We start from the raw sequence: 21,026 nt of genomic DNA, 5'->3' as shown, positions 1-21,026 counted from the left end.
GGTGGTATCTGCGCCGCCGGGTGTGCTGGTTGGGATGCCAGATGGACCCTGTGCATTTGCCATCAGCGTTGAGATAGGCGTGTCCGGTGCAGCCCCGGGCGTGGCCGGGGGCTGCTTCTGGTTGAGCAGCTGCTCAAGGGCGTTGGGGGGCGATTGCCAGGTGTCGGCTGCAGGGATTTCGGCACTGGTGGCGGCAATCTCGCTGACATTGCGCCCGTGATAGGTGCTGATGACGTGACCGATCGCGATCAACTGGATTAGGGAATCTATGTAGGAACCGAAGAACGCAAAGTTCTTGATTTCTTTGATCTTCCCTTGAGCCTCAACAACATTGTCGGCGATCTTCGACTTGGCCTTTGCCACCAATCCGGCCACGTGGTTATTCCATGTCACCACACTGACAAGGTTGTTCTGCTGCGTGGCGAACTCCTCGGAGTGTATTCCTGCCTTACCATTGGCAGCGCCTGCGGCGTCACCGGACCAGTTTCCTCCGTCGAAAGTTTCGGATCGTTCGCGTTGCCATGGGTCGAATGCGCCGATTGTCAACTGCTGCAATGCCCGTGTGGCCTCAGAGGCAACTTCGTAAAGTTTGTCCTCGTCGGCCTCAGTCCACCCACCGGGCTCGGTGAGCTGCTCGACGTAGTCGCCGCCAGGCTTGCCCATCCCCATTGTTATTCTCCCGCCGCCTCACAGGCTCGGCCGTTGACGGCGACGGCGTAAATGGCGACATCGTAGATATATCTGTCGGTCGCCGAGTAAGTTGGCATTGCCTGGACGTATGCGCGGCGGTACTGAGCGGCTAGTTGCGCGAAGTCTTGGAAGACGGGATTGTCGCTGCGTTGGCCTAGCTTCTCGAGGGTGTCCGCTGATTCGCGCATCACTGGCGTCACCGCCTCTGCGACGGCTTTCTGCTCGGGTGACCACTGCCCGGCCGGGATGTTCACGTTCGTTTCCCTCCGCCAGTCAGCGGTGTCGGATTCGTACTGTTTCTCTGCCTCCACCCAATCCGGACATACCGAATCTGGGCTAGCAAGAAACCGCGTCGGATCGGCTGAGTCGCCAGCTGGTGCAACCGTCGCTGGCGTCGGTCCGTCTTGCACTAAGGGCGCCCGTGCCGCAGCCGATCCATATGTAATAGCGTCGCAGATCTTCGCGAGGGTGTTCGAGGCTTGAGTCGCAGTCCGGGCCAATGCGTTGGCAGGCTCGGTATAGGTGGGGATCTCGCGTGCGAAGGCGCGCGCGTAGGCCATGAACTGTTCGTAGAGCTGGCGCATCACCCGATGCGTGGTCAATTTGATTAACGGTTCGGTTTGGTCGGCGGCCGTGCGCATGGCCTGGCCGACCTCCTGATATTGGGTCCGCTGTTCGGGGCTCCAGACACTAGCGGGAATCGCCGGGTCCCTCTCACCCCAGTTGTTCGTCTTTTGGGCAGCAGCGAGTGTATTGAGAATGGGCACCCAGGGCGCGCACGAAGGGTCTCCAGTGATGATGGAGATGGGCCCAGTGTCGTTGGCGCTGGCGAATTCTGATTTGGACCCTGAACCTGCAGTAGCGGTTGGGCCGCTGTCGCCCTCGGTATCTCGGCCGCTGAGTGAGATCGTCACCACGGCGGTGATAGCGATGACTGCGAGCAGGGCGGTCCCGCCCAATACCCACTTCAACGCCCCGCTCTTTTTCGGTGGCGGTGGTGGAGCGAACTGTTGTTGGTAGTGCGCGCCCCACGACGGTGGTGACTGCATGGGGGGTTGCTGACCCGGTTGCTGCCCTTGCCAACCGTTCTCAGGTGGTGGAGGCAGCGGTTGATTACCCCATCCGTTGGGCGGCTGGGTCATCGCTTCACCTGCTCGCTAGAGCAAAACGTCACAGCAGTACCTCGGTAGGGGTCTTGGGGGTGGACTCGGTTCGTGGATGGACCGGCGGCGATTGCGGCGCGGCGTGAGATCCAGGGGCCTTCTCGGTTGCAGTGGTGCCGGCACCAGCATCGGTCGGCTGGCCGTCCTTGGCAGGTTCGGCGGTCTTGTTCTGCGTCTCGTCACGACGTTCGTCGGAGGTGCCTTCACCGGCGCCAGGCGACGGAGCGGCATCGGTGTCCTGCGGGGCGCTACCAGCGTCACCGGAGTTGCGTTGCTCGCCGTCCTTGCCCTGGTTCTCGCCGCTCATTTGGCTGACCTGCTGGACGGCCTGCATCACGGTTTGTGGGATCGAGGAGGCCATTCCGGCCATCTGCATCGGGACCTGCACGGCTTGGCCGGCCATCTGCATTCCCATGCTGATCAACTGTCCGAACTGGCCCAGACCGTCACCAGCGCCGCCTGTCATGGCGGAGGTGTTCCCGCTACCGGTCTGAGAGGCCCGGGCCGCCGCTTGGTCGAGGTCCTGGCTCTTGCGGCCGATGTCGTCGGCGGCTTGGCCGCCGGTCCCGGCGTAGGTGCTGGCGGCTTGGCTGACGTTGCCCGCGTACTTGGCGGTCTGTGCTTTGAGTGCGGGCAGCCCTGTGCTGACAGGCTCCATCACGTTGGGTGCTTGCCCGGCGATCGCTGTGGCGACCGGATCTGCACCCGGCGGAATGTACGGAGTCGGGGCGGTGGGAACCGTGTTCGCCGCGGTCAAAAAATTCTGGCCCGCCTTCGCCAACAGTGCGGTGTCCACCCTCAATGGTTTCGGTGTCGTCACGGGATCTCGTTTCTCATACGACCGCACCAGCTGGTGGCATGGTTATCGCTTCTCGACCATCCATGACCAAAGACGTGAGGCCTGTCTGTGCGGAATCAATCGCCGCCACCTCATCGAGCACCGAGCCCATCGCACGCCCCTCCCCTCGCGAGAACACCGCAGCGTGCACGGCTCGGCGCCTCCGTCACATCATTGTCGCGAAGTTTACCGGACCCCTGATGACCCACCTGTCACAAATTTGGAGCCCACAGGCACGCGCCAGCATGCTCGGACCGGCGACGAGGCGCACCGGTTGATGTCGTGTTTGAGGGTGAAGTTGCGGCCGCGCAGGCATCCGGGACCTCCTTGAATCTGCGACGACCGAGGGTGGAGTTTCGGGGCGGTCAGCAGCGGTCATTCGGCTCCTGGATTGCGGTGTCATCAGCGGTACTCAAAAGTGCTGGGGGACCACCGATGTGAGCCGAACCGTGAAGACACTGAGTTCCAATGCCGGAACCCGGGTACCCGCAAGGTGTTCCGCTCGGTACAGGCATTTCTTGGCGTACGCAGCACCCGCTGCAGAGTGGGCCGCCTGTGAGGCGTACGCCGCTGGAGATAAAGCCACTCAGCGCCGCGCCGCCTCCGACTCATTTATGGCAGCGGTGACCTCGAACCGCGGTCAGGGGCCCATACGGTGGCGATGTTTGGCATTCGGTCCGCTGAGACGAACAGGAACGTCTTTGCTGTGCCCGCGCCGGCGAGATACCGGGACACCAAAGAAGCGAAGTCCGCCCCCCGGGTTTGCCCTTATGATTGTCGCGAGAAAACGGTGGGGCGGGTCGACGGAGCGTCGGGGCTGTTTGGCCGACATTTTGGGTTTCGTCGCGGGTGCCTGCGACCGCCGGTTGGCGGGCATAGGGAGGATGACTAGCAGTGGCATACGAGGTGGGGTGGACGTCCGACGGGATGAAGCAGACGGCCGCGAAAATTGTGGAGTTTCCGGCGTCGGCGGCAAAAAGTGTATCCGAGCCGGGGCCACCGAATTCGCTGGATATCACCACCGCCGCGATAAACCAACTCAAGGTGTCTTCCGGGACGTTGAAACGAATTCTCGAAGCCGGCGATGCCGAGGCGTCCCGTATGGCATCGGCCCTACGCGCCGGGGCCGATGCCTTCGACAAAGTTGTCAGCCAGTCGAAGGAAGCATTCGACAAGCAGATGCACAGCGACCGCGCGCGGCCATCGCTGGATGTCGAGACGGTGGTTCCAAGCGCGGTAGATATGCTCGACGCGCCGACCATTGAACCTGCTGACTATCCCGCCTCGGCGGAATGGGACCTCTTCACCAATTGGCAAACAGCGGCGAAAGCGATCCACTCAGGGGATACGTCCGCGGCGGAGCTAAAGCGCTTTCGGAACGATTGGGACAGCTTTAAGAATTGGCTTCCGAAGCACGCGAAGGATTTCGTTGCGCCGAGTGGAAAGGGCACCGCTGCCGAAGCATACACGCAGGCGATGCGCCTCCTCCGTAGCTGGTGGGACGACATGGGCGAAGAGTGCGGGAGATTGGTTCAAGAGGCGGACAAGTTGATCACCGCGCACGAGAAGCTCCTCGAGAAGCACCCCACGATGGACGACGTAGAGACCTTCAATGACTTCAATTGGCTGATGGCATCGCCCGGGGCAAAAGGCTTGCAGTGGGCGTGGTTTCAGGGGCGTTCGGAGGTGGCGTTGAGCGAGTATGCGAACAGCACCGATCTCATGGAGATAAGGCCGGGCAAGCCGCCGTCAATTCGCGGGTTGCCATCGACAAATCCCGGCGATAAACCACCAGGCGTCAACCCACCCGGAGGCCCACCACCCGGAGGCGCACCACCACCGGGAGGAGCCGAGGTACCCAAGATGTCGATGCCTGAGGTGCCGTCGATGTCGCCAGCCAGCGCCGATCCGTCCGCCGGTCAGGGGTCGGGTGGTTCTCCGAGCGGTGGCGGCTCACCGAGTGGTGGCTCCCCATCCGGTGGTGGCGCGCCCAGCGGAGGGATGCCGAGCGGCCTGCCGAAGGGAAACGAGGCCATGCCGGAGATGCCTGGCCTCGGGGAACCCAGCCTGAAGCCCGCCAGTGCTGGCGGCGGCGGTATGGGCGGCGGCGGCGGGGGTATGCCGTCGATGCCGCTGGGCCCCGCCGTCGGAGCGGACTCGGTGGCGCCATCTCCCGCGGCCGCACGTGGCGTCGGCGGAGTCCCCGGCACCCCGGGCGGCACCGGCATGGGCGGCATGGGTGGCGGCATGGGTGGCATGGGCGGTGGCCACGGTCAGAATCAGGGCAAGGAGAAGCGCCGCAACCCCAATCTGTCGGAGGACGAGGATCTCTACAAGGAGGACCGTGCGTACACCGAGGCGGTTATCGGTCGTCGTGCACGCCCAGAGGCAAAGGACACCAAGAAGTAGCAGTGACGCCGGCCCGATGGCTCGCGTTCAACGGTCAACCATATCGGCTGGTTGGGGGTTCGGGGGTCGTCCCCCGAACCCCCACCTCGAAGGCCTCGCAGGACTCCCGCCGCCGGGTACAGAATCCAAGCTGCGCCGGCAGATCGAGGGGGTGTGTACAGGGTCTCTCTTGTGATGAGATCCCTTTAGCCCGGACCGAAATTCTGGCCCACGTCGGACTCAAAACGGGGCACTAAGCAAACGTCACAAGCCCTACCCGGCGATCATTCGGTTGTGGGCCAACTCCTGGGAGGAGTTCATCCCGTTCCTGGACTACGACGTCGAGATCAGGCGGGTATGGTGCTCTACCAACGCAATTGAGAGCCTCAACGCCCGCTACCGGCGGGCAGTACCGGACGTGGGCACTTCCCGAACGAGCAGGCGGCCCTCAAGACGCTTACCTGGTGACCCGGTCACTGGATCCGAAGAGTACCGGGCAGACCAAGTGGGCCGTACGCTGGAAACCAGCGCTCAACGCCCTGGCGATCAGCTTCGCCGACCGTATGCCGGCCGCCGAAGAACGCTGACGACAGAAAAATCCGAGAACACCACTTACACCGAATACGGACAGTCCCGCAGCCCCTACAAGTCTGGACTTATTCGGGGGTAGTTCAGTCCTGTTCCGTGAGGCGGGAGCTGAGGCCCACCACCGTGTGCGGTGACGTAGGCCATGGCTTGCTGAACTGTAGTCAATGTGGTGCGGTACCAGGAGATTTGATTGATCAGCTCGTCATTGGCAGATCGCGCCATCGGGCCAGTGCGCCGCTTCTCGAGAATCGTAATGATCTGCCCACAACGGGACGCCTCGCAGGCGAGCTCAGCGTACGGGACCTGCCACAACTGGACATGCTGCCAACGAGACCTGAACTCGGCCGATTCTTGAAAGAGTTGCTGTTCGTGTTCATCCTGTGGCCCTTGGTTACCGAACCTGTCGAGAATCCACGGCAAAACGATCACCAGGAAGAACAACACCGCACAAATGCTGAGGAGAAGCAGCCATTCGCCTGGCGTGTTCGGGGGGTGTCTCAATCCATCCTCGTTACGGTCAACTTACAGCCGATGGAGTGCGGTTCCGTCTGGCAATCGCACCGTTCTGGGGACTGCTCGGGGCGGGCATACCAGTGGACTGGATGTTGGTTGGTGTCCAACGAGAGCATCGTCACCATGTTTGACGCTAGCTTACAGTTGCTCAGGCTGGACGCGAGGAACGGCAACGACGCCGTGGTCAGTCGCATCGTGGCTGGGAAAGAGGGGGCCGCGCAGGCAACTTGATTCGGATCGAGGCCGGGTGAGGTATCGCCAGGAGAGGGCAGAAATGGTGCATCGACCGGATTGGGAGCGCTGTTAGGCTAGCCGGGTTGGGGAGTGGGAGGGGTTGTCTTGGCTATCAAACAGGCGATCGAAGTCATCTTTGCGGGCAAGGGTTGGTTCGATCATGTTCAAGGAGCCACGGATGAGAAGGCCAAGGTCGTAGACCAGGTGCTGGCGGGCGCGGGGCTTGGCGCGGATGCCGTCGGCACGGCTCAGATGGTGGCACCTGTGGCGGCGAAGCTTTACCCCAAGGTGGCACCCGTCGTGGAGGGGGCGTTCCCCAAGGCCGCGTCTTTCGCGTCGAAAGCTATCCCCAAGGTAGCGGCTCTCGAGACACCAATAATCGGATCCACGCTGCTTGCAATTAATGCTCTTTCCCTGACCTTGGGCATTGGTGATCCCGAAACTGGCCACCGCTTCGAACAGGGGGCAAGCAAGTTCGAGGGCGTACGCGGCACGCTGGAATCCGCAACACCGACTGGCCAGTGGGTGGGGGACGGATCTGAGGCCTATCGTCGGCAGAACGAACGGCAACAAGTCCGAGCCGAGCACATGCGTTCAACCGATGGCAAACTAAAAAGCGTTATTGCCAGCCAGGCCGATCAGGTCCTCATGGCAAGGCGAGTTCTCGACGGCGCGGCCACGGCGCTTACCGCGTGTATCCCGGCCGCGATCTCCCTTGGTTTGACTCCGGTTCCGCCAGTGGGCGTGCCCGCTCAGCTTTCCTTCGAAACCACCGTGTCGAACATTGCCCTGGTTACCTGCGGGGCAGCCCTGCAAATGTTGAATGCCGCAGTTCTTAAGAACGCCATGGACATAACGATGGCAAGTGGGGACTACGCCAAAGACCCGCACGCGGCGGCATCAGGGGCCAAGTCGGGTTATATGCGCGTCGCCACCGGGCACGTCCGAGCATTGTCTTCTACGCAGGGGCAAGCGAGAGGTCAGATTCAAGCCGCCTCAACCCTGACCAACGGTGTCAGTGCGTCGATGTTCGCAAACCATGGCATTGCCTGTTCGGCGGCTAACACAGCAGTCGCTATGGCGGACAGCCGCCGTGGCAGTGCATGTTCAGAAATGGCGACTGCGTCCGAACGTCTTTCGGACAAGCTGGGTATTGCCGCAGACCGTTACGACAGTGTTGATGCAGCGATGAGCGGTCGACTCGGTAAACAGATGCACCCCCGGTGATGCTGACGATTTATGCGCCGCGCTTCGGCTCAAATGCAATTCACAAAAGGATATGGCTGCAAACGATGACTGGCATTTACGACGAGTCCGATAGCGGCCACGACTTGGATGCGCTGGATTTCGGCGAGTCCCAAATCGTTGACGTTCCGTCTGATCTCGATGTCTTAGCTGAGGTATACACGCCGGAGGAGAATGGCTACGACCACGCTGGGTGCGACGACACTGAGTTGGACGCGATACCGGACAGTGCGCCCGTTCCGGAGCAGGATGACTGGGATCTGCTCAGCGGTCCCGAGGAGGCCGACGAGGAAGTTGTTCCGGTCATCCAAGCGATGAATACGCCGGGCACCGTGGCGTGCGCCGTCTTCCTTAGCGGGACGGTCTCTCATGTCAGCTTGGATTCAAGCGTATCTTCGCTCGACGAAGCGCAACTCGCTGAGGAAATCCGAGTTGTCGCTGACGTTGCCACCAAGAAGGCGTCAGCACTCCTCCATATCAACGTGGTGGAAACGCTCGTTGAACAAGGGTGGAACTTGCGAGAAGCTCGCGAATTTGTCGAGGCAAACGTACCGTTCACCACTCCTCAGCAGGCCTACGAAGCCGAACTAGCACTCGGTGCGCGGCATTCCGAACACCAGGAGTGAACCGCCCGTAAGTCAAGGAGAAGCGCCGCAATGTAGCGGTCGCGGAGGACGAGGACCGCTACACGGAGGACCGCGCGTACACCGAGGCAGTCATCGGTCGCCGTGCGCGCAAGGACACTAAGGACAGCAACACGTAACCCGACATCATGTAGACCCGAACTCGCCGGCGACGCAACCTGTTTCGTCGGCGAGTCCCGTTGTAGGCCATGGTTTCCGCAGAACGTGAAGCCATCGCCAGACCAGATAGGTCGGCCCGCCTCCTATCAGTGGAGGCGGGCCGACCTGTATGGCAACTCCGTCGATCTCAGCCTGGCTGCGACCCATCTGCCGTCAACTCCGCAACCATGGCATCGAGCCGTTCCCGGTCGGCCTCGATGGACGTTGTCGCTGCGGCGGTGGCCTTCTGGATCGCCTCGTTGAGACGCTGCTCGACGGCTTGGGCGCCGAGTCGCAGCAGTCCATCTTTGATGTACACGTCGATCAGATGATGATGCCCGTTTAGCGTGACTTCGACGCTCTCGGCTTCGTCTGCCGCCGTAAATGTTTCGGTGTTCATCTTGTGCAGCTGGTCATCCATGAGCGACTGCAGCTGCTGCGCTTGGCGCAATACCGCAGCGACCTGCGGATGCATCTCCTCTGTCATAACTTTTCCTCCCGACCTTTCTGGGACCCCTCTCCCAGGAAGCTTGATGTCATTGCTCCAACGCCATCTGGTAGCGGCTCTCTTCACGCGGATTGATCAACGTGATGGGCAGCTGCCGGTGTCGTGGTGTGTCAATGAAGTTGGGCCGCATGATCACTCGACCGACGCCCTGATGCGGGCCCAGGTAGGTCGTGGCGTTCGGCCACGCGACGCGCGGCACCCGCCCGACGCGGCCGTTGATCATCGTGGCGAATTCGCGGAACTGCGGCCCGAGGGTCACCACGGCGCCGGATGCGGCGGAGCGGATGACGAACTGGGTGAACAGTCGGGCGTCGCCGAGGTTGATGCTGACGTCGACGTTGTCGAACGGCATGTAAACCGGGTAGCGGTCCGAGGTCTCCCCGACGAGCACCCCGGCAGAGCCGATCGGCAGGTCGTAGTGCTTGTCGGTGACCGGCGTGAGGCCCTGAAGGGCCGCCCGCTGCCCGCCGTAGAGGCAGGAAAACCCTCGCGGCGTAGTCGGATTGGACAACGTCGTCAACAACACCGTCGACGTCGGAGCCGCCCCGGGACGAATCCGTACGCACGTCGTGGTGTGATCGGCGCGGGCCGACCACCAGACGTCCGGACCGCCGGGCGCGTTGTACGCCGCGGTGAAGGTACTGCGGCCCTTGATCAGCGACCAGGTTTCCTTCTCGAAACTGATCTCGGTGGCCTTGTCGTAATCGTCGAAACTGCGCGAGCACCGCGCGTCGATTCCGTTGCTGGCCAACTGATCCGCGATGCGGGTGGCTGACGCCACCAGGTACCGGGCCAACCCGGACACCCCGCTGTCGCGGCGCTGGGCCGAGCGCCGGGTCTTCTCCGGGTCGGCACGCAGCACGATCCAGGTGCGCCGGTTCGCCGGCGCCGGGTACGGGCCCACCACCTGCTCGTAAAGTGCCACGAGGCTGGCCGGTGCGGTCTTGCCGACGCGGTAGCCGGCCGACACGACATCGGCCTCCAGGTCGGGGCAGTGCGCCCGTAGCAGCTTTTCGACCAGTTTGGTGCTGACGGTGTCGTCAGAGACGGCATCGCCGTTGACGATCACCGTCGGCGTGAAAGGCCTTGGTATCAACTCGATTACCGCGACCAGGTAGTCGCCCTGCCAGCGCACGGCGACGTGATCGCCCGGCATGACGGTGGCCCCGACGGCAGGCTCCGAGGGCACATCGGGGGTGCTGCGGTGGCGCCGCCGCCACGAAAAGATCGCCCGGACCCACCCGGTGAGCCGGTAGCCGCGGATGGTGAGCACCGAGAAGATCGCGATCAGCACCGAGAGCGTGATCCCCAGCCACAGCAGGTTGAAGTGCATACACACCGCGATGCAGGCCGGGATCAGCGTGGCCGCCCAGATGGCGTGCCCCGTGGTGAATCGGAAACCGAAATGCCGCCGCAGGAAGTTCACGGGCGCCGCCGCAACGCGCGTCGGGTCATCGCAGCGATCCCGAGGATCAGTGCCAGCGCGACGCCCGCGACCACCACACCGGTGATCGGGCCGCGATCTGGCGGCGGAATGTACACCGGCGGTGGAACTTCCTTGACGCGGAACGGCGCCTTGGCCGGACCCTCGGGAACCTCCCATGTCAGGGCGGCCACCGGATCGACCACGCCGGCACCGACGTAGTTGTCGACCCCGCCGCCGGGATGGCGGGCGGTGGCGGTGATCCGATTGATGACCTGGGCCGGGGTCAGATCCGGGAAGCGCTGCTTGACCAGCGCTGCCAGACCGGAGACGAACGCGGCCGAGAACGACGTGCCGTTGAGCGGCACCGGGCCGTCCTCACCGGGGGTGGCATTGATCGGCTGGCCCTCATAGCCCAGCGCGGTGAGATTCTCGCCGGGGGCGGCCGCGCCCAACCACGGACCCGACATCGAGAAATTGCTCGGCTGGCCGTTCTGGCCGACGCTGCCGACGGTGAGCACCAGCGGGTCGTACCAGGCCGGGCTGACGATGGTCTGAACGCCCTTCCAGCCACGTGCATCGGCGGGGACCGACGGATCCGGCGCCAGGTTCTGGGTGCAGTCCTGGCCGGTGTTGCCGGCGGCGACGACGATCACCGCGCCCTTGACGTTCACCGCGTAGTTGATGGCCGCGCCCAGGCTGCTCTCGTCGATCCGGCGGGTCACCTTGTAACAGGCGGCCTCACTAATGTTGATCACTTGCGCGCCGAGGTTGGCCGCGTGGACCACCGAACGGGCCAGGCTGCGGATCGAGCCCGCGGTCTGGGTGGAGTTCGGGTCGTTGGGATCCTGACGCGAACCCTTGGGCTGGAACGCCACTGACGTCTGACGCAGCGAAATCAGTCGTGCATCGGGGGCCACACCGACGAATCCGTCAGTGGGGGAGGGGCGCCCGGCAATGATCGATGCGGTCAGGGTCCCGTGGGCGTCACAGTCGGACAATCCGTTGCCCGCGGCGTCGACGAAGTCGCCACCTGGCTCGGCCGGCACCCGGGGCGACCCGTTGACCCCGGTGTCGATCACCGCGACAGTTACGCCGGCGCCGGTTGCGAACTTCTGCGCCTCGGCCAGCTTCAGGTAGTCGGCCGCCCACGGCTTGTCGGCGAAGTTCGAATTCGGCATGACCGTCGGCGCCGCACAGATCTTGCGCTGTTCCGTCGGCTGATCGGGACCGGTTTCATCAGGTGGAAGGGCTGCGGCGTCGATCGCGGGTGGATCGATCGCAAACGCCGGAGGCGCACTGAATAGCGCCAACAAAACTGCCAGCAGCATCACGGCTAAGCGCTGCACGCCTCACACTCCCCCAATGACATCGGACATGTCTGCGGTGTGCTGATGCACTTTCAGCAAACAATATCCGGCCTGTTTAGAAACGCATCGTCTCACGTCAAGCCGTCCGGCTAATTGCACGCAGGCAATCATAAGGGTGCCCAGGTGAGGGTGATAACGCTTTGTGTCCGCGGTGAGTGTTGCACGCGGCAAGGCGGGGGCCACAGCGGGTTCGTTGCCCGTCAATTTGGTGTCTGGGGGCACGGTTGCTGCGGGATAACATCACTAGCTGAGGGGCAGCCGTGAATGAACTGTCGGCGCAACTATGGGGTCAAGCTGGACAATCGGAGCCAGCGAGGGGAGTGCCGGGTTGAGCCGTTCGGTTGAAGTCGTTGTCGCGGAGCTGACTCTGGCGGCCTCTCGCCTGCAGGACGCGGGCCAGCGTTTGCAGGATGGCTTGTCAGGTGTGGATCTGGAAACCCGCGAGCTGCTCGGCTCCGGGTGGAAGGGGGAGGCCGCGTCGGCGTTTGGCAATGTCTGGGAGCAATGGCATGGCGGCGCTGGCCAGGTTGTACGTGGGTTGCAGACGATGTCACAGCTGTTGATGGTTGCTGGCAACGAGTACGCCAATACCGATGAGCAGGCGGCCGGGGCGATCAGTTCGTCCAGTCAAGCGATCGATAGGCAGCGATAGCGATGCTCATGGTGGATCGGACTCATCTGCGGTCGGTTGCCGACCACGTAGCGGCGTTCGGCCGGGTGGTCGAGGAGTGTTTGGGAGACGTCGAGCAGACCATGGCCGTGCTGCGGTCGTCGTGGCACGGGGATGGATCTGAAGCGCAGGCACAAGCCCAACAGCAGTGGCAGGACGGCGCCGAAAAGATGAAGGCGGCAGTGTCGGCGTTACAGCAGATCCTGGAGGCGGCGCACCAGAATTACTCCGACGCGGTCGACAAGAACGGTCTCATGTGGCAGGTGTGACGGCGCCCGACGGAGGGTTTGGGGCGTCAGGTGACCGGTTCGAGGTCGATCCGGATGCGTTGATCCGTGACGGCCAGGAGTTGGGGTCGCTAGGGGCCCAGCTGGGAAGACTCTCGGATTCGCTGGGTGCAGCCCTGTCAGACGGGATTGCGTCGGGTACCGATCCAGCCGGCGCGAACTTCGGGCTCACCTATGGGGATTTGGCTCAGAATTTCGCTGACTACCTGGCGGTGGTTGCAACTGCGTTGAACTCGGTGGGCTTCATGTTGGAGGCCACGGGTATCAACTACCAGAACGCCGACGCGGCATCGACTGTGGGCGGGCCGGGCCCGACCGGTGGAGTCGGCGAGCCGCCGGACATTACGACGGCTGCGGATGCCTCGCTGGGGCCGAGTGCGACCAGGACACCGCCTCCAGGCCTGTGGCGTCTGATCGAACCGCTCGTGCCGTTTCCGTGGCCGTCGGGAGTTCCCGCATTGATGCGCGTTACCGCCGCGCAGTGGGAAAACTATGCCAACGGGTTCGCGGCGGTTCAGGCGCAGATCGATGGGGTGAAAACCGCTGTATCAGTTCACGTTCGACACCTGGCTGAAGCGCCGAAGATCGACGAGGCAATGCAGGCCCTGCATGACGGTGCCGCGCACCTCGCGGAACTAGCTACGGACACCGCAGACGCCGTGAAGGGTTTCGCCACGGGTGTCCAGGAGGCGCAAGATGCGATCCGCCGGATTCTGGACCGGATCTCAGGAAGCGGGTTGATCGACACCGTCAAGGGGATGTTCACTGGCGACGGGTTGAAGATCCTTCGCCAGGTCGCCGACGATGTGGACGCCGTCCTGAGGTACCTGCAAAGTCAGGTCAAGGCGATCGTGGGGTTACTCGAACAGCTCACCCAGGCCATCGGTGATGCGATGACAGGGTTGCAGAAATGGGTGCGACCAAAGCTGGAAGAAGTGTTCGGCAAGAAGTTGGGCCGAAACCTAGCCGCCCACTTCACGTTGCTGTCCGACATCAATGTCGGCACGACTACGGGTCTTGTCAAAGCAGTTTCGGGAGCTGTGTCGATGGCCGACCCCGACACATGGAAGGGCATGTACGAGGTAGGGATGTCGGTACTGGCCGATCCCTCGAAATTGGACGACGTGTTGTTGACGATGGCGAAGGAGTTCGGCGCGAACGACGCCCTGAATAGTGACCACCCCGGGCGGGGTATCGGGGAGGCCGGGTTCAACGTCGTTTCGTCAATCAATCCCGGTGGTGTGGCATCAAAGACCGCACTGGCGGCCAGAGTGGCGAAGGGAATCAAGGGGCTGGGCGAGGACGGAAAGCTCAGCAAGCTAAGCGATTTGGCCAAGATGGGATCCGGCAAGAACAAGCTGGACGGGTTGGACAGTCCCAGCGGGTCCAAGACCCCCGATTTGACGGAATTCACGCCAGCGCCCCGCATCCCCGAGTCGATAATCGGTCCAAAGGGGCCTGACGGCTTTGGCGCCCCAGTGGGCCGGCCAGGCCACGAAGTGGGTCCCGCCGACTCGCCGACTCCCCGCGCCTATCACGGAGGCAGCGGAGATGGCCCGCCCGACCCGCCGGGACGCGCAACCGGGCCGTCGGAGTCTGGACCGGCGCATTCGGCCGAGCCGTTTCCGCACTCCGCGACTGGTCAAGGGCCGGGCAATCCGGCTGACTCCCAACATTCGCGCGGACCCACTTCAGGCGATCCTGTCTCGCCGACCACCAGCCACGTACCGGAACCGTCCAGTCCGCCAAACACTCCCGAACCTTCGGCTCCCTCAGGCCATCACATTGCTGAGCCCTCCGTGCCCGAGCATGTGCAGCCGCAGGCCACTCACCAAGCACCGAATTCGGAGACTCACAACAACGCGAACTCGTCCGAAGGCCAAGGGCGCAGCCCTGGTGGTCGCGAGGATCCGGGACGTGATCCGTTCGCTAATCGCACACCGAGCGAGACGCATTCGCCTGGTCCCGGTGAACAGGGCGGACCACAGGATCAACGACCGCACACACCCGCGGATCGTCAGCCCAGCCTGCCCGAGACCCCAAACAACGGACATGAACCGGCTACGCACGACGGCAATCATCCAGGTGAACCGTCGGATGATCCGCATTCTCACGACGCGTATACGGATCACGATGGCGTCGCACCCGACGATTTTGCGGCAGAACATCCGCTGCTACACCGCGATGATCCGTACGCGCCAAAACACATGCTCGGAATGTTCGACTATGAGACTGACCCGGATCATCCTCGAAATCTGTTCGCGGGTCAAAGTGTCGAGCGCTGGCCGCCGGAAAAAATTGAGCAGCACCGAATCGTCGTCGATCAGGACGGCCTTTTGCGCCACATTGACGGCCGCCTTTTCGATACTCGAGAAGCGACGATATGGAATGCGGAGGGGGGTAAAGCGATATTTACCATGGATACCCATGGGAACTTTTACGCGTCACTCGAACAAGATCGTGGTCGAATTCACCACTCTACACTCTCAAGTGGCCGACCAGTCGCCGGCGCCGGAGAGCTCGAAGTAATAGACGGCCGCCTGATGGAGATAACAGGAAACAGCGGGCACTATAAGCCGCTTCGCTCTAATACGCAAAGCGTTCTCGATGAATTCAATAGCCGCGGGGTCGACCTTAGCTCTGTTTCGATCGACTGGATAGCACCGGAAGGAACGTAAATTGACTACAAAGACGTGGCGCGGTGGCATAAACATGATCGTGTATCACATGCAATTTATCGAGGATTTAGGTGCGGCTAATGCTGAAATGCTTGCCGACGCTTTCATAATGTATCGGACCTTTGGTCAGGGTCCTCAATATTTTCTCGACGCTATTGAAAGTGCACTGGCAAGCGATGCGGTGATCATGACCGAGGAGTGGGCGGAGCCCCCGTACGGGCGCGAAGAGCTCCGGCGCACAGAATCGGATATGCGCCGATTCTTGGCGATGGTCGGTGATGAACTGCGTCGCCGCCAACCATGGCCGCCCAAGCCCGAGCGGAGGCGCTGAGGACTGTGCGAATGGGTGAGTGTGAATTAGCGACTTCGAATTTTGCTGTATATCCATTCTTCTTTGATAGAGGCAGGTGATTGTCACCATGTGGTGGCATGGCGCGATTGCCCAGATACTTTATTGTCTACAGTACGTGCAGATCTTGGATGGGCGCGGTACATTCGAAATGTCGCACGCGATAGTTGCACGACGGTGCCTTGCATACGGTCCTCAATCTTATCTTGAGGCAATCGATGAGGCTCTCGCACAGGGCGGATCAGTTCGTGTGGTAACGACGCCACATTCTGAAGCCGATATTAGGCAGTTTCTGCAGGCATTGGCGTGGGAGCTACGACGCACCTATCCTTGGCCGCTGCCTCCTGTTCTGGAACTGCGGCTGGAGAACTGGAATCAACTATTAGGCGCGGCCGAACCCATCGCACGAATTAAACTGCGTCAGCTTGAAGTGAGCCAACGTCTGGGGTTCGATTTCGGTGACATTCCGGGCAGGCAAGAGCCTGGGTTGTTGCTTCGGTTGGAGTCCGGTGCCGTTGTGGGATTCTTGGCCCCGACCAAGCTGAGTGACCCAGGGGTCGCGCTGGTGGTCAGCGGTGAAATCGAAGCCCCACAGATCATCGATCAGATCAGCCGGATGTTGGCACTGCGGCCGACCGAACTGACCGGACTCGACCAGGCAGGGAACCAGACCCCACCACCGATGCAGCAGGCCCGCACACTGCAAGCGCGTCTTCTGCCAGATCTCGAACCTCAACAGTCTGGCGTCGAGCGATGGCCCGCCGAGCGGATCGAACGGCATCGGGTCGTGATCGACAAAGAAGGGCGATTCAGGACCATCGACGGGGGTGTCTTGGACACCCGGATGGCTTCGGCATCATGGCGTCCGAATGCTGAGCTCGCGCTTTTCATCATGGATCCGCACGGCAACTTCTATGTCTCGCTGAGGCGGGTTGTCTCGCGGATCCACCACTCCACGTTGTCCGGAGGCGGCCCGGTGGCAGCGGCAGGTGAACTCCGCGTTCGCGAAGGACGACTGCTAGTGCTGACCGACCACAGCGGCCACTACCCACCAACGCGAATCGGCAACCAGATCGTCATGAGCGAGCTGCAACAGCGAGGCGTAAGCACGGCGGACGTCCTATTCGATTTCGCGGCAACAGAATAGGCCTGACAGGCCCCAGCTACGCGTCCAAATCCTGTTCCACCAACCCCGCCACAGTGGCCAACGCGTCAGCGTCGTCGGATTCCACGGTCACCTGGGTCCCGTTGCCGGCACCCAGCGTCATGATCATCAGGGCCGAACCGGCGTCGACGGGTTCGCCGCCGTCCATTGACAGGGTGACGGGCACTCCGGCGTTGACCACGGCCTCCGCGATGATCGCGGCGGGGCGGGCGTGCAGGCCGATGGCCGAACCGACGGTGACAGTCTTGCTGGGCATGTTTTCTCCTTAGGGTTGTGACTAGAGGGTTGTGACTTAAGTGGTGGCCAGCGCCGGAGTTTCCGGCGTGGTGACAGCTGGTTTGGCGAATTGCTTGGCCATGATGACGGCCAGGGCGGCGACGATGGTGCCGGCCGCGAGGGCGACCAGGAACCACAGCAGGTTGCCGATCGCGAAGAACACGAAGATGCCGCCGTGCGGCGCCTTCAGCGTGACGTCGAACGCCATGATCAGCCCGCCGGTGACGGCGCCGCCGAGCATCATCGACGGAATCACCCGCAGCGGATCCGCCGCGGCGAACGGGATTGCCCCTTCGGAGATGAAGGACGCGCCGAGAAGCCATGCAGCACGGCCATTCTCACGCTCAGGCTCGGTGAAGAGCGCTGGCCGCAGGGTCGAGGCCAACGCCATCGCGAGCGGCGGCACCATGCCGGCGGCCATCACCGCGGCCATGATGCGGAGAGTGGCGGGGTCGGCGACGTTGAGGCCCGCGGTGGCGAATGCATATGCCGCCTTGTTGACCGGGCCGCCGAGGTCGAAGCACATCATCAACCCGAGAATCACCCCGAGCACCATGACCGAGGTTCCGGTCATGCCGCTGAGCCAATCGGTCAGGCCGGTGGTCAGCGCGGCCAACGGCCGGCCGAGCAGCAGGAACATCAGCAGACCGACGATGAGCGACGCACCGAGCGGGATCACCACCACGGGCATGAGGCCCCGGAACCACTGCGGCACCTTGAAGGAACTGATCCACTGTGCGGCGAACCCGGCGATCAAACCGCCGACGATGCCGCCGATGAACCCTCCGCCGACAAACACGGCCACGGCTCCCGCGGTGAAACCCGGTGCGATACCGGGCCGGTCGGCGATCGCGAAGGAGATGTAACCGGCCAGGGCAGGCACCAGGAACATGAAGGCCAGCCCGCCGAGCGTGAACAACACCGCCCCGAGATACTGCGTCAGCCCACCCGGCGGCAGGTCGGCCAGCGTGTTGGTGACGGCGATGTGGTGGCCCAGCGAGTTCATCCCGTAGGCCAGTGGTTCCGCGCCATCTGGGGTATTGCCGATGTCGTACCCGGCGAACAGGAAGCCCAGCGCGATGAGCAGACCACCGGCCGCGACGAACGGGATCATGTAGCTCACGCCGGTCAGCAGGATCTGGCGGGTGCGGGTACCCCAACCCACGTCGCCGGCCGGAGCCGAAGAAGAAGCGCTCGCCTCGGCTGAGCCCGTCACCCGCGGGGCATTGGGATCGCTTGCCGCACTGACGGCTTCGGAGATCATGGTGTCGGGCTCGTTGATGGCGCGTTTGACGCCGGAGGCGATGACGGGCTTGCCCGCGAAGCGTTGTTTGTCCTTGACACCGACGTCGGTGGCGAAGATGACGGCATCCGCCGCGGCAATGGTGGCCGCGGACACGGGCGTGCTGCCGGACGAGCCCTGGGTCTCGACGGTGAAGTTGACCCCGGCGGTCTCGGCGGCCTGCTTGAGCGCATCGGCCGCCATGTACGTGTGAGCGATGCCGGTGGGGCAGGCCGTGATCGCGACGATCGACACCGCTTTGACCGGCTCAGCGGCGGGTTCAGCAACCGGGACAGGCGCAGGGGCGGCAGGCGCCGGGTTCACCACATCGTCGACCAGCGTCACCACCTCGGAGACGCTCCCGGCGTCCCGCAGCGACGCCACGAAATCTTTGCGGACCAGCGCGCGGGCGAGGCTGGACAGCAGCTTCATGTGTTCGGGCCCACCGGATTCCGGAGCGGCGATCAGAAACACCAAATCGGCCGGGCCGTCCGGGGCGCCGAAGTCGACCTTGGGGGAGAGTCGGGCGAAGCCGATTGTGGGCGTATCGACGTAGGGGGAGCGGCAGTGTGGAATCGCGATGCCGCCGGGCAGTCCGGTGGCGGATTGGGCTTCGCGGGCCATCGCCGCGCCCACCAGGCCTTCGGTGTCGCTGGTGCGGTTCGCGTCGGCGAGTGCGCCGACCAGACGCGTGATGACCGCTTCCTTGTCACTGCCCGCGTCAACATCGAGCAGGACCAAACCGGGGGTGATGATCGGCTGATTCATAGCGACACCTTCATGGGGTGGGTACGGACTGCGTCGAGGTCGAGTTGGGCGGGGCCGGGCAGGGCCGATCCGGGCAGTGCGGCGGCGGCACTGCCGTAGGCGACCGCCATCTGCAGTCGCTGCGGGGCTTCGGCACCGGCGACGACGGCGCGCAGGTAGCCGGCCAACGAAGAGTCGCCTGCGCCGACGGTGCTGCAGGGCACGATCGGCGGCGGCGTCGCGAGCCAGGCGCCCGACCCATCGACCAGTACCGCGCCGGCGGCACCGAGCGTGGCCAGCACGGCGCCGACACCTCGCCCGACGAGTGCACGAGAAGCGGCCACCACCGGCGACATATCACCCTGGGCGGCAGCGTCTTCCAGATCGACAGCCGCCACCCCGGCCAGATCGGCCAGCTCTTCGGCGTTGGGCTTGATCAGATCCGGCGCGGCCGCCTCGAATCCGGCGGCCAGCGCGGCCAGCGGTGCCTCGGAGGTATCGACGGCCACGCGGCAGTCGAGCGGTGCCAGCAGCGAGACCACCTGCGCGTACCAGTCGAGCGGTATCCCGGGCGGCAGCGACCCGGACAGCACCACCCACGACGCACCCTGCGCCTTGGCCAGTACGCAGCGGGTCAACGCCCCGAGTGCGTCAGCGTCCACAACAGCGCCACGTTCGTTGAGTTTGGTTGTGGTGCCGTCGGATTCGGTGATCGCCAGGTTGGTGCGGACAGGCTCTGCGATCGGAACGTTGGTGAACGGCACACCAAGCGTCAGCAGAGCACCGAGAAGAGGATCAGAGTCGCCCGCGGGCAACACGGCCTCCGCGGCGACGCCGGCCAAGGTCAAGGCCCGGGCCACGTTGATGCCCTTGCCGCCCGGTTCGACGGTGACGGAATCGACGCGCTGCACCGCTCCGCGCGTCAACGGCGATCCCAGGGTGACGGTGCGGTCCAGGCTGGGGTTCGGGGTGACGGTGATGATCATGCGATCACCACCTCGACGCCGTGCTCGGTGAGCTTCGCTCGGTCGGTGTCGGAGATCTCGTCGTCGGTGATCAGGGTGTCGACGCTGTCGATAGGGGCGAAGCTGACAAAGTCCTCTTGACCGACTTTTGACGAGTCCGCGACGACCACGACGTAATTCGCGGCCTGCACCATGGCCCGCTTCACCGCTGCTTCCTCGGTGTCGGGGGTCGACAGTCCGTGCCGCACGCTGATGGCGTTGGTGCCGATGAACGCGACGTCCAACCGCAGGGTTTCGAGCACTTTCAGTGCGTGCTCGCCGACGGCGGCCTGGGTGAGGCCGCGGACCCGTCCGCCGAGCAGCTGCAGGGTGACGGTCGGCACCGTGGCGAGGAAGCCGGCGATCGGGACCGAGTTGGTCACCACGGTGAGTTCCCGATCCGTCGGTAGTTGGGCGGCGACGCGGGCGGTGGTCGTCCCCGCGTCCAGCAGCACGCTGGCACCGCTGAGGGGGACGAAGTCGACAGCGGCCGCGGCGATGGCATCTTTCTGCGCGGCGCGGGTGGTGTCGCGTTCACCGACGCCGGCTTCGACGAGATGCAGCATCTGCGCCGGTACCGCCCCGCCGTGGACGCGGCGCACGACGCCGGCTTTGTCGAGCACGGCCAGATCGCGGCGGACGGTCTCGGTGGTGACGTCGTATGTCTGCGCCAGTTCGGCGACTGAGGCGCGGCCCCTGCTCATGACCAGCGCGGCGATGGCCTGCTGGCGCTCCTCGGCGTACATGAGCCTCCGTTTGTGTGGGTTCAAGCGCGATCAAATGTTGATATGTGTTGTTTTACGCTTGACTGTGTTGACTTGTCAAC

Annotated in this window: 18 protein-coding genes and 2 pseudogenes; 10 read left to right on the top strand and 10 right to left on the bottom strand. The window is 63.5% G+C overall.

Features of this window, described 5'->3' with window-relative positions; translation table 11 throughout:
• The 3 genes and pseudogenes from ACWEFV_RS16190 to ACWEFV_RS16180 all read right to left on the bottom strand — a co-directional run.
• Positions 1 to 669 (bottom strand): annotated as a pseudogene (locus tag ACWEFV_RS16190) (hypothetical protein); the annotation flags it as partial.
• Between the two features lie 2 nt (positions 670 to 671).
• The gene (locus ACWEFV_RS16185) at positions 672 to 1,832 is read right to left on the bottom strand and encodes a hypothetical protein (protein WP_450070906.1); all 1,161 of its coding nucleotides are present in this window, start codon (positions 1,830 to 1,832) and stop codon (positions 672 to 674) included.
• Positions 1,833 to 1,860: 28 nt separating this feature from the next.
• Positions 1,861 to 2,673 (bottom strand): hypothetical protein, encoded by an 813-nt coding sequence (locus ACWEFV_RS16180; RefSeq protein WP_450070905.1) that lies wholly within the window; start codon positions 2,671 to 2,673, stop codon positions 1,861 to 1,863.
• A gap of 912 nt (positions 2,674 to 3,585) precedes the next feature.
• On the opposite strand from ACWEFV_RS16180, the gene ACWEFV_RS16175 reads away from it, so the two are divergent.
• From ACWEFV_RS16175 to ACWEFV_RS16155, 5 genes and pseudogenes are all read left to right on the top strand, one after another.
• The gene (locus ACWEFV_RS16175) at positions 3,586 to 5,100 is read left to right on the top strand and encodes a PPE domain-containing protein (RefSeq protein WP_450070904.1); all 1,515 of its coding nucleotides are present in this window, start codon (positions 3,586 to 3,588) and stop codon (positions 5,098 to 5,100) included.
• A 247-nt stretch (positions 5,101 to 5,347) separates the two neighbouring features.
• Positions 5,348 to 5,666 (top strand): annotated as a pseudogene (locus ACWEFV_RS16170) (transposase); the annotation flags it as partial.
• A gap of 187 nt (positions 5,667 to 5,853) precedes the next feature.
• Entirely contained in the window at positions 5,854 to 6,411 is a 558-nt protein-coding gene (locus ACWEFV_RS16165; protein ID WP_450070903.1) for a hypothetical protein, read from the top strand.
• Positions 6,412 to 6,519: 108 nt separating this feature from the next.
• Positions 6,520 to 7,641, top strand: a complete 1,122-nt coding sequence (locus ACWEFV_RS16160; protein WP_450070902.1) for an EspA/EspE family type VII secretion system effector — start codon at positions 6,520 to 6,522, stop codon at positions 7,639 to 7,641.
• Entirely contained in the window at positions 7,638 to 8,285 is a 648-nt protein-coding gene (locus ACWEFV_RS16155; RefSeq protein WP_450070901.1) for a hypothetical protein, read from the top strand. Before ACWEFV_RS16160 ends, ACWEFV_RS16155 begins: the two co-directional genes overlap by 4 nt.
• Before the next feature lie 304 nt (positions 8,286 to 8,589).
• On the opposite strand, the gene ACWEFV_RS16150 is transcribed toward ACWEFV_RS16155, so the two are convergent.
• The 3 genes from ACWEFV_RS16150 to mycP are packed head-to-tail and all read right to left on the bottom strand — an operon-like array spanning position 8,590 to position 11,721.
• Positions 8,590 to 8,928 carry a YbaB/EbfC family nucleoid-associated protein gene (locus tag ACWEFV_RS16150; RefSeq protein ID WP_450070900.1) on the bottom strand — a complete coding sequence of 113 codons (339 nt, stop codon included), beginning with the start codon at positions 8,926 to 8,928 and terminating at the stop codon, positions 8,590 to 8,592.
• 49 nt (positions 8,929 to 8,977) lie between these two features.
• The gene (eccE, locus tag ACWEFV_RS16145) at positions 8,978 to 10,375 is read right to left on the bottom strand and encodes a type VII secretion protein EccE (protein ID WP_450070899.1); all 1,398 of its coding nucleotides are present in this window, start codon (positions 10,373 to 10,375) and stop codon (positions 8,978 to 8,980) included.
• On the bottom strand, positions 10,372 to 11,721 hold the full coding sequence (gene mycP / locus ACWEFV_RS16140; protein WP_450070898.1) for a type VII secretion-associated serine protease mycosin: 1,350 nt from the start codon (positions 11,719 to 11,721) through the stop codon (positions 10,372 to 10,374). The genes eccE and mycP overlap by 4 nt, the downstream gene beginning before the upstream one ends.
• A gap of 349 nt (positions 11,722 to 12,070) precedes the next feature.
• Between mycP and ACWEFV_RS16135 the strand changes: the two genes are divergently transcribed.
• The 5 genes from ACWEFV_RS16135 to ACWEFV_RS16115 all read left to right on the top strand — a co-directional run bounded on the left by ACWEFV_RS16135 (position 12,071) and on the right by ACWEFV_RS16115 (position 16,873).
• On the top strand, positions 12,071 to 12,394 hold the full coding sequence (locus ACWEFV_RS16135; RefSeq protein ID WP_450070897.1) for a WXG100 family type VII secretion target: 324 nt from the start codon (positions 12,071 to 12,073) through the stop codon (positions 12,392 to 12,394).
• 2 nt (positions 12,395 to 12,396) lie between these two features.
• Positions 12,397 to 12,681 (top strand): WXG100 family type VII secretion target, encoded by a 285-nt coding sequence (locus ACWEFV_RS16130; protein ID WP_450070896.1) that lies wholly within the window; start codon positions 12,397 to 12,399, stop codon positions 12,679 to 12,681.
• Positions 12,678 to 15,377, top strand: coding sequence for a hypothetical protein (locus tag ACWEFV_RS16125; RefSeq protein ID WP_450070895.1), 2,700 nt, complete (start codon positions 12,678 to 12,680; stop codon positions 15,375 to 15,377). The genes ACWEFV_RS16130 and ACWEFV_RS16125 overlap by 4 nt, the downstream gene beginning before the upstream one ends.
• 34 nt (positions 15,378 to 15,411) lie before the next feature.
• A complete protein-coding gene (locus ACWEFV_RS16120) occupies positions 15,412 to 15,708 on the top strand; it encodes a hypothetical protein (protein WP_450070894.1) in 297 nt (98 codons plus the stop codon).
• Positions 15,709 to 15,784: 76 nt separating this feature from the next.
• Positions 15,785 to 16,873: a hypothetical protein gene (locus ACWEFV_RS16115; RefSeq protein ID WP_450070893.1), complete on the top strand. Its 1,089-nt coding sequence runs from the start codon at positions 15,785 to 15,787 to the stop codon at positions 16,871 to 16,873.
• A gap of 16 nt (positions 16,874 to 16,889) precedes the next feature.
• Here ACWEFV_RS16115 and ACWEFV_RS16110 read toward each other — a convergent pair whose 3' ends face one another.
• From ACWEFV_RS16110 to ACWEFV_RS16095, 4 genes are read right to left on the bottom strand one after another with little or no spacing between them, the layout of a single operon-like run.
• Entirely contained in the window at positions 16,890 to 17,147 is a 258-nt protein-coding gene (locus tag ACWEFV_RS16110; protein ID WP_450070892.1) for an HPr family phosphocarrier protein, read from the bottom strand.
• A 36-nt stretch (positions 17,148 to 17,183) separates the two neighbouring features.
• Entirely contained in the window at positions 17,184 to 19,217 is a 2,034-nt protein-coding gene (locus tag ACWEFV_RS16105; protein WP_450070891.1) for a PTS fructose transporter subunit IIABC, read from the bottom strand.
• Entirely contained in the window at positions 19,214 to 20,182 is a 969-nt protein-coding gene (locus ACWEFV_RS16100) for a 1-phosphofructokinase family hexose kinase (RefSeq protein ID WP_450070890.1), read from the bottom strand. The genes ACWEFV_RS16105 and ACWEFV_RS16100 overlap by 4 nt, the downstream gene beginning before the upstream one ends.
• A complete protein-coding gene (locus ACWEFV_RS16095; RefSeq protein WP_450070889.1) occupies positions 20,179 to 20,946 on the bottom strand; it encodes a DeoR/GlpR family DNA-binding transcription regulator in 768 nt (255 codons plus the stop codon). Before ACWEFV_RS16095 ends, ACWEFV_RS16100 begins: the two co-directional genes overlap by 4 nt.
• Positions 20,947 to 21,026 lie beyond the last annotated feature (80 nt).

It is taken from the genome of Mycobacterium sp. NPDC004974, from assembly GCF_053600815.1.
This window is presented reverse-complemented; position numbering and strand designations above follow the sequence as displayed.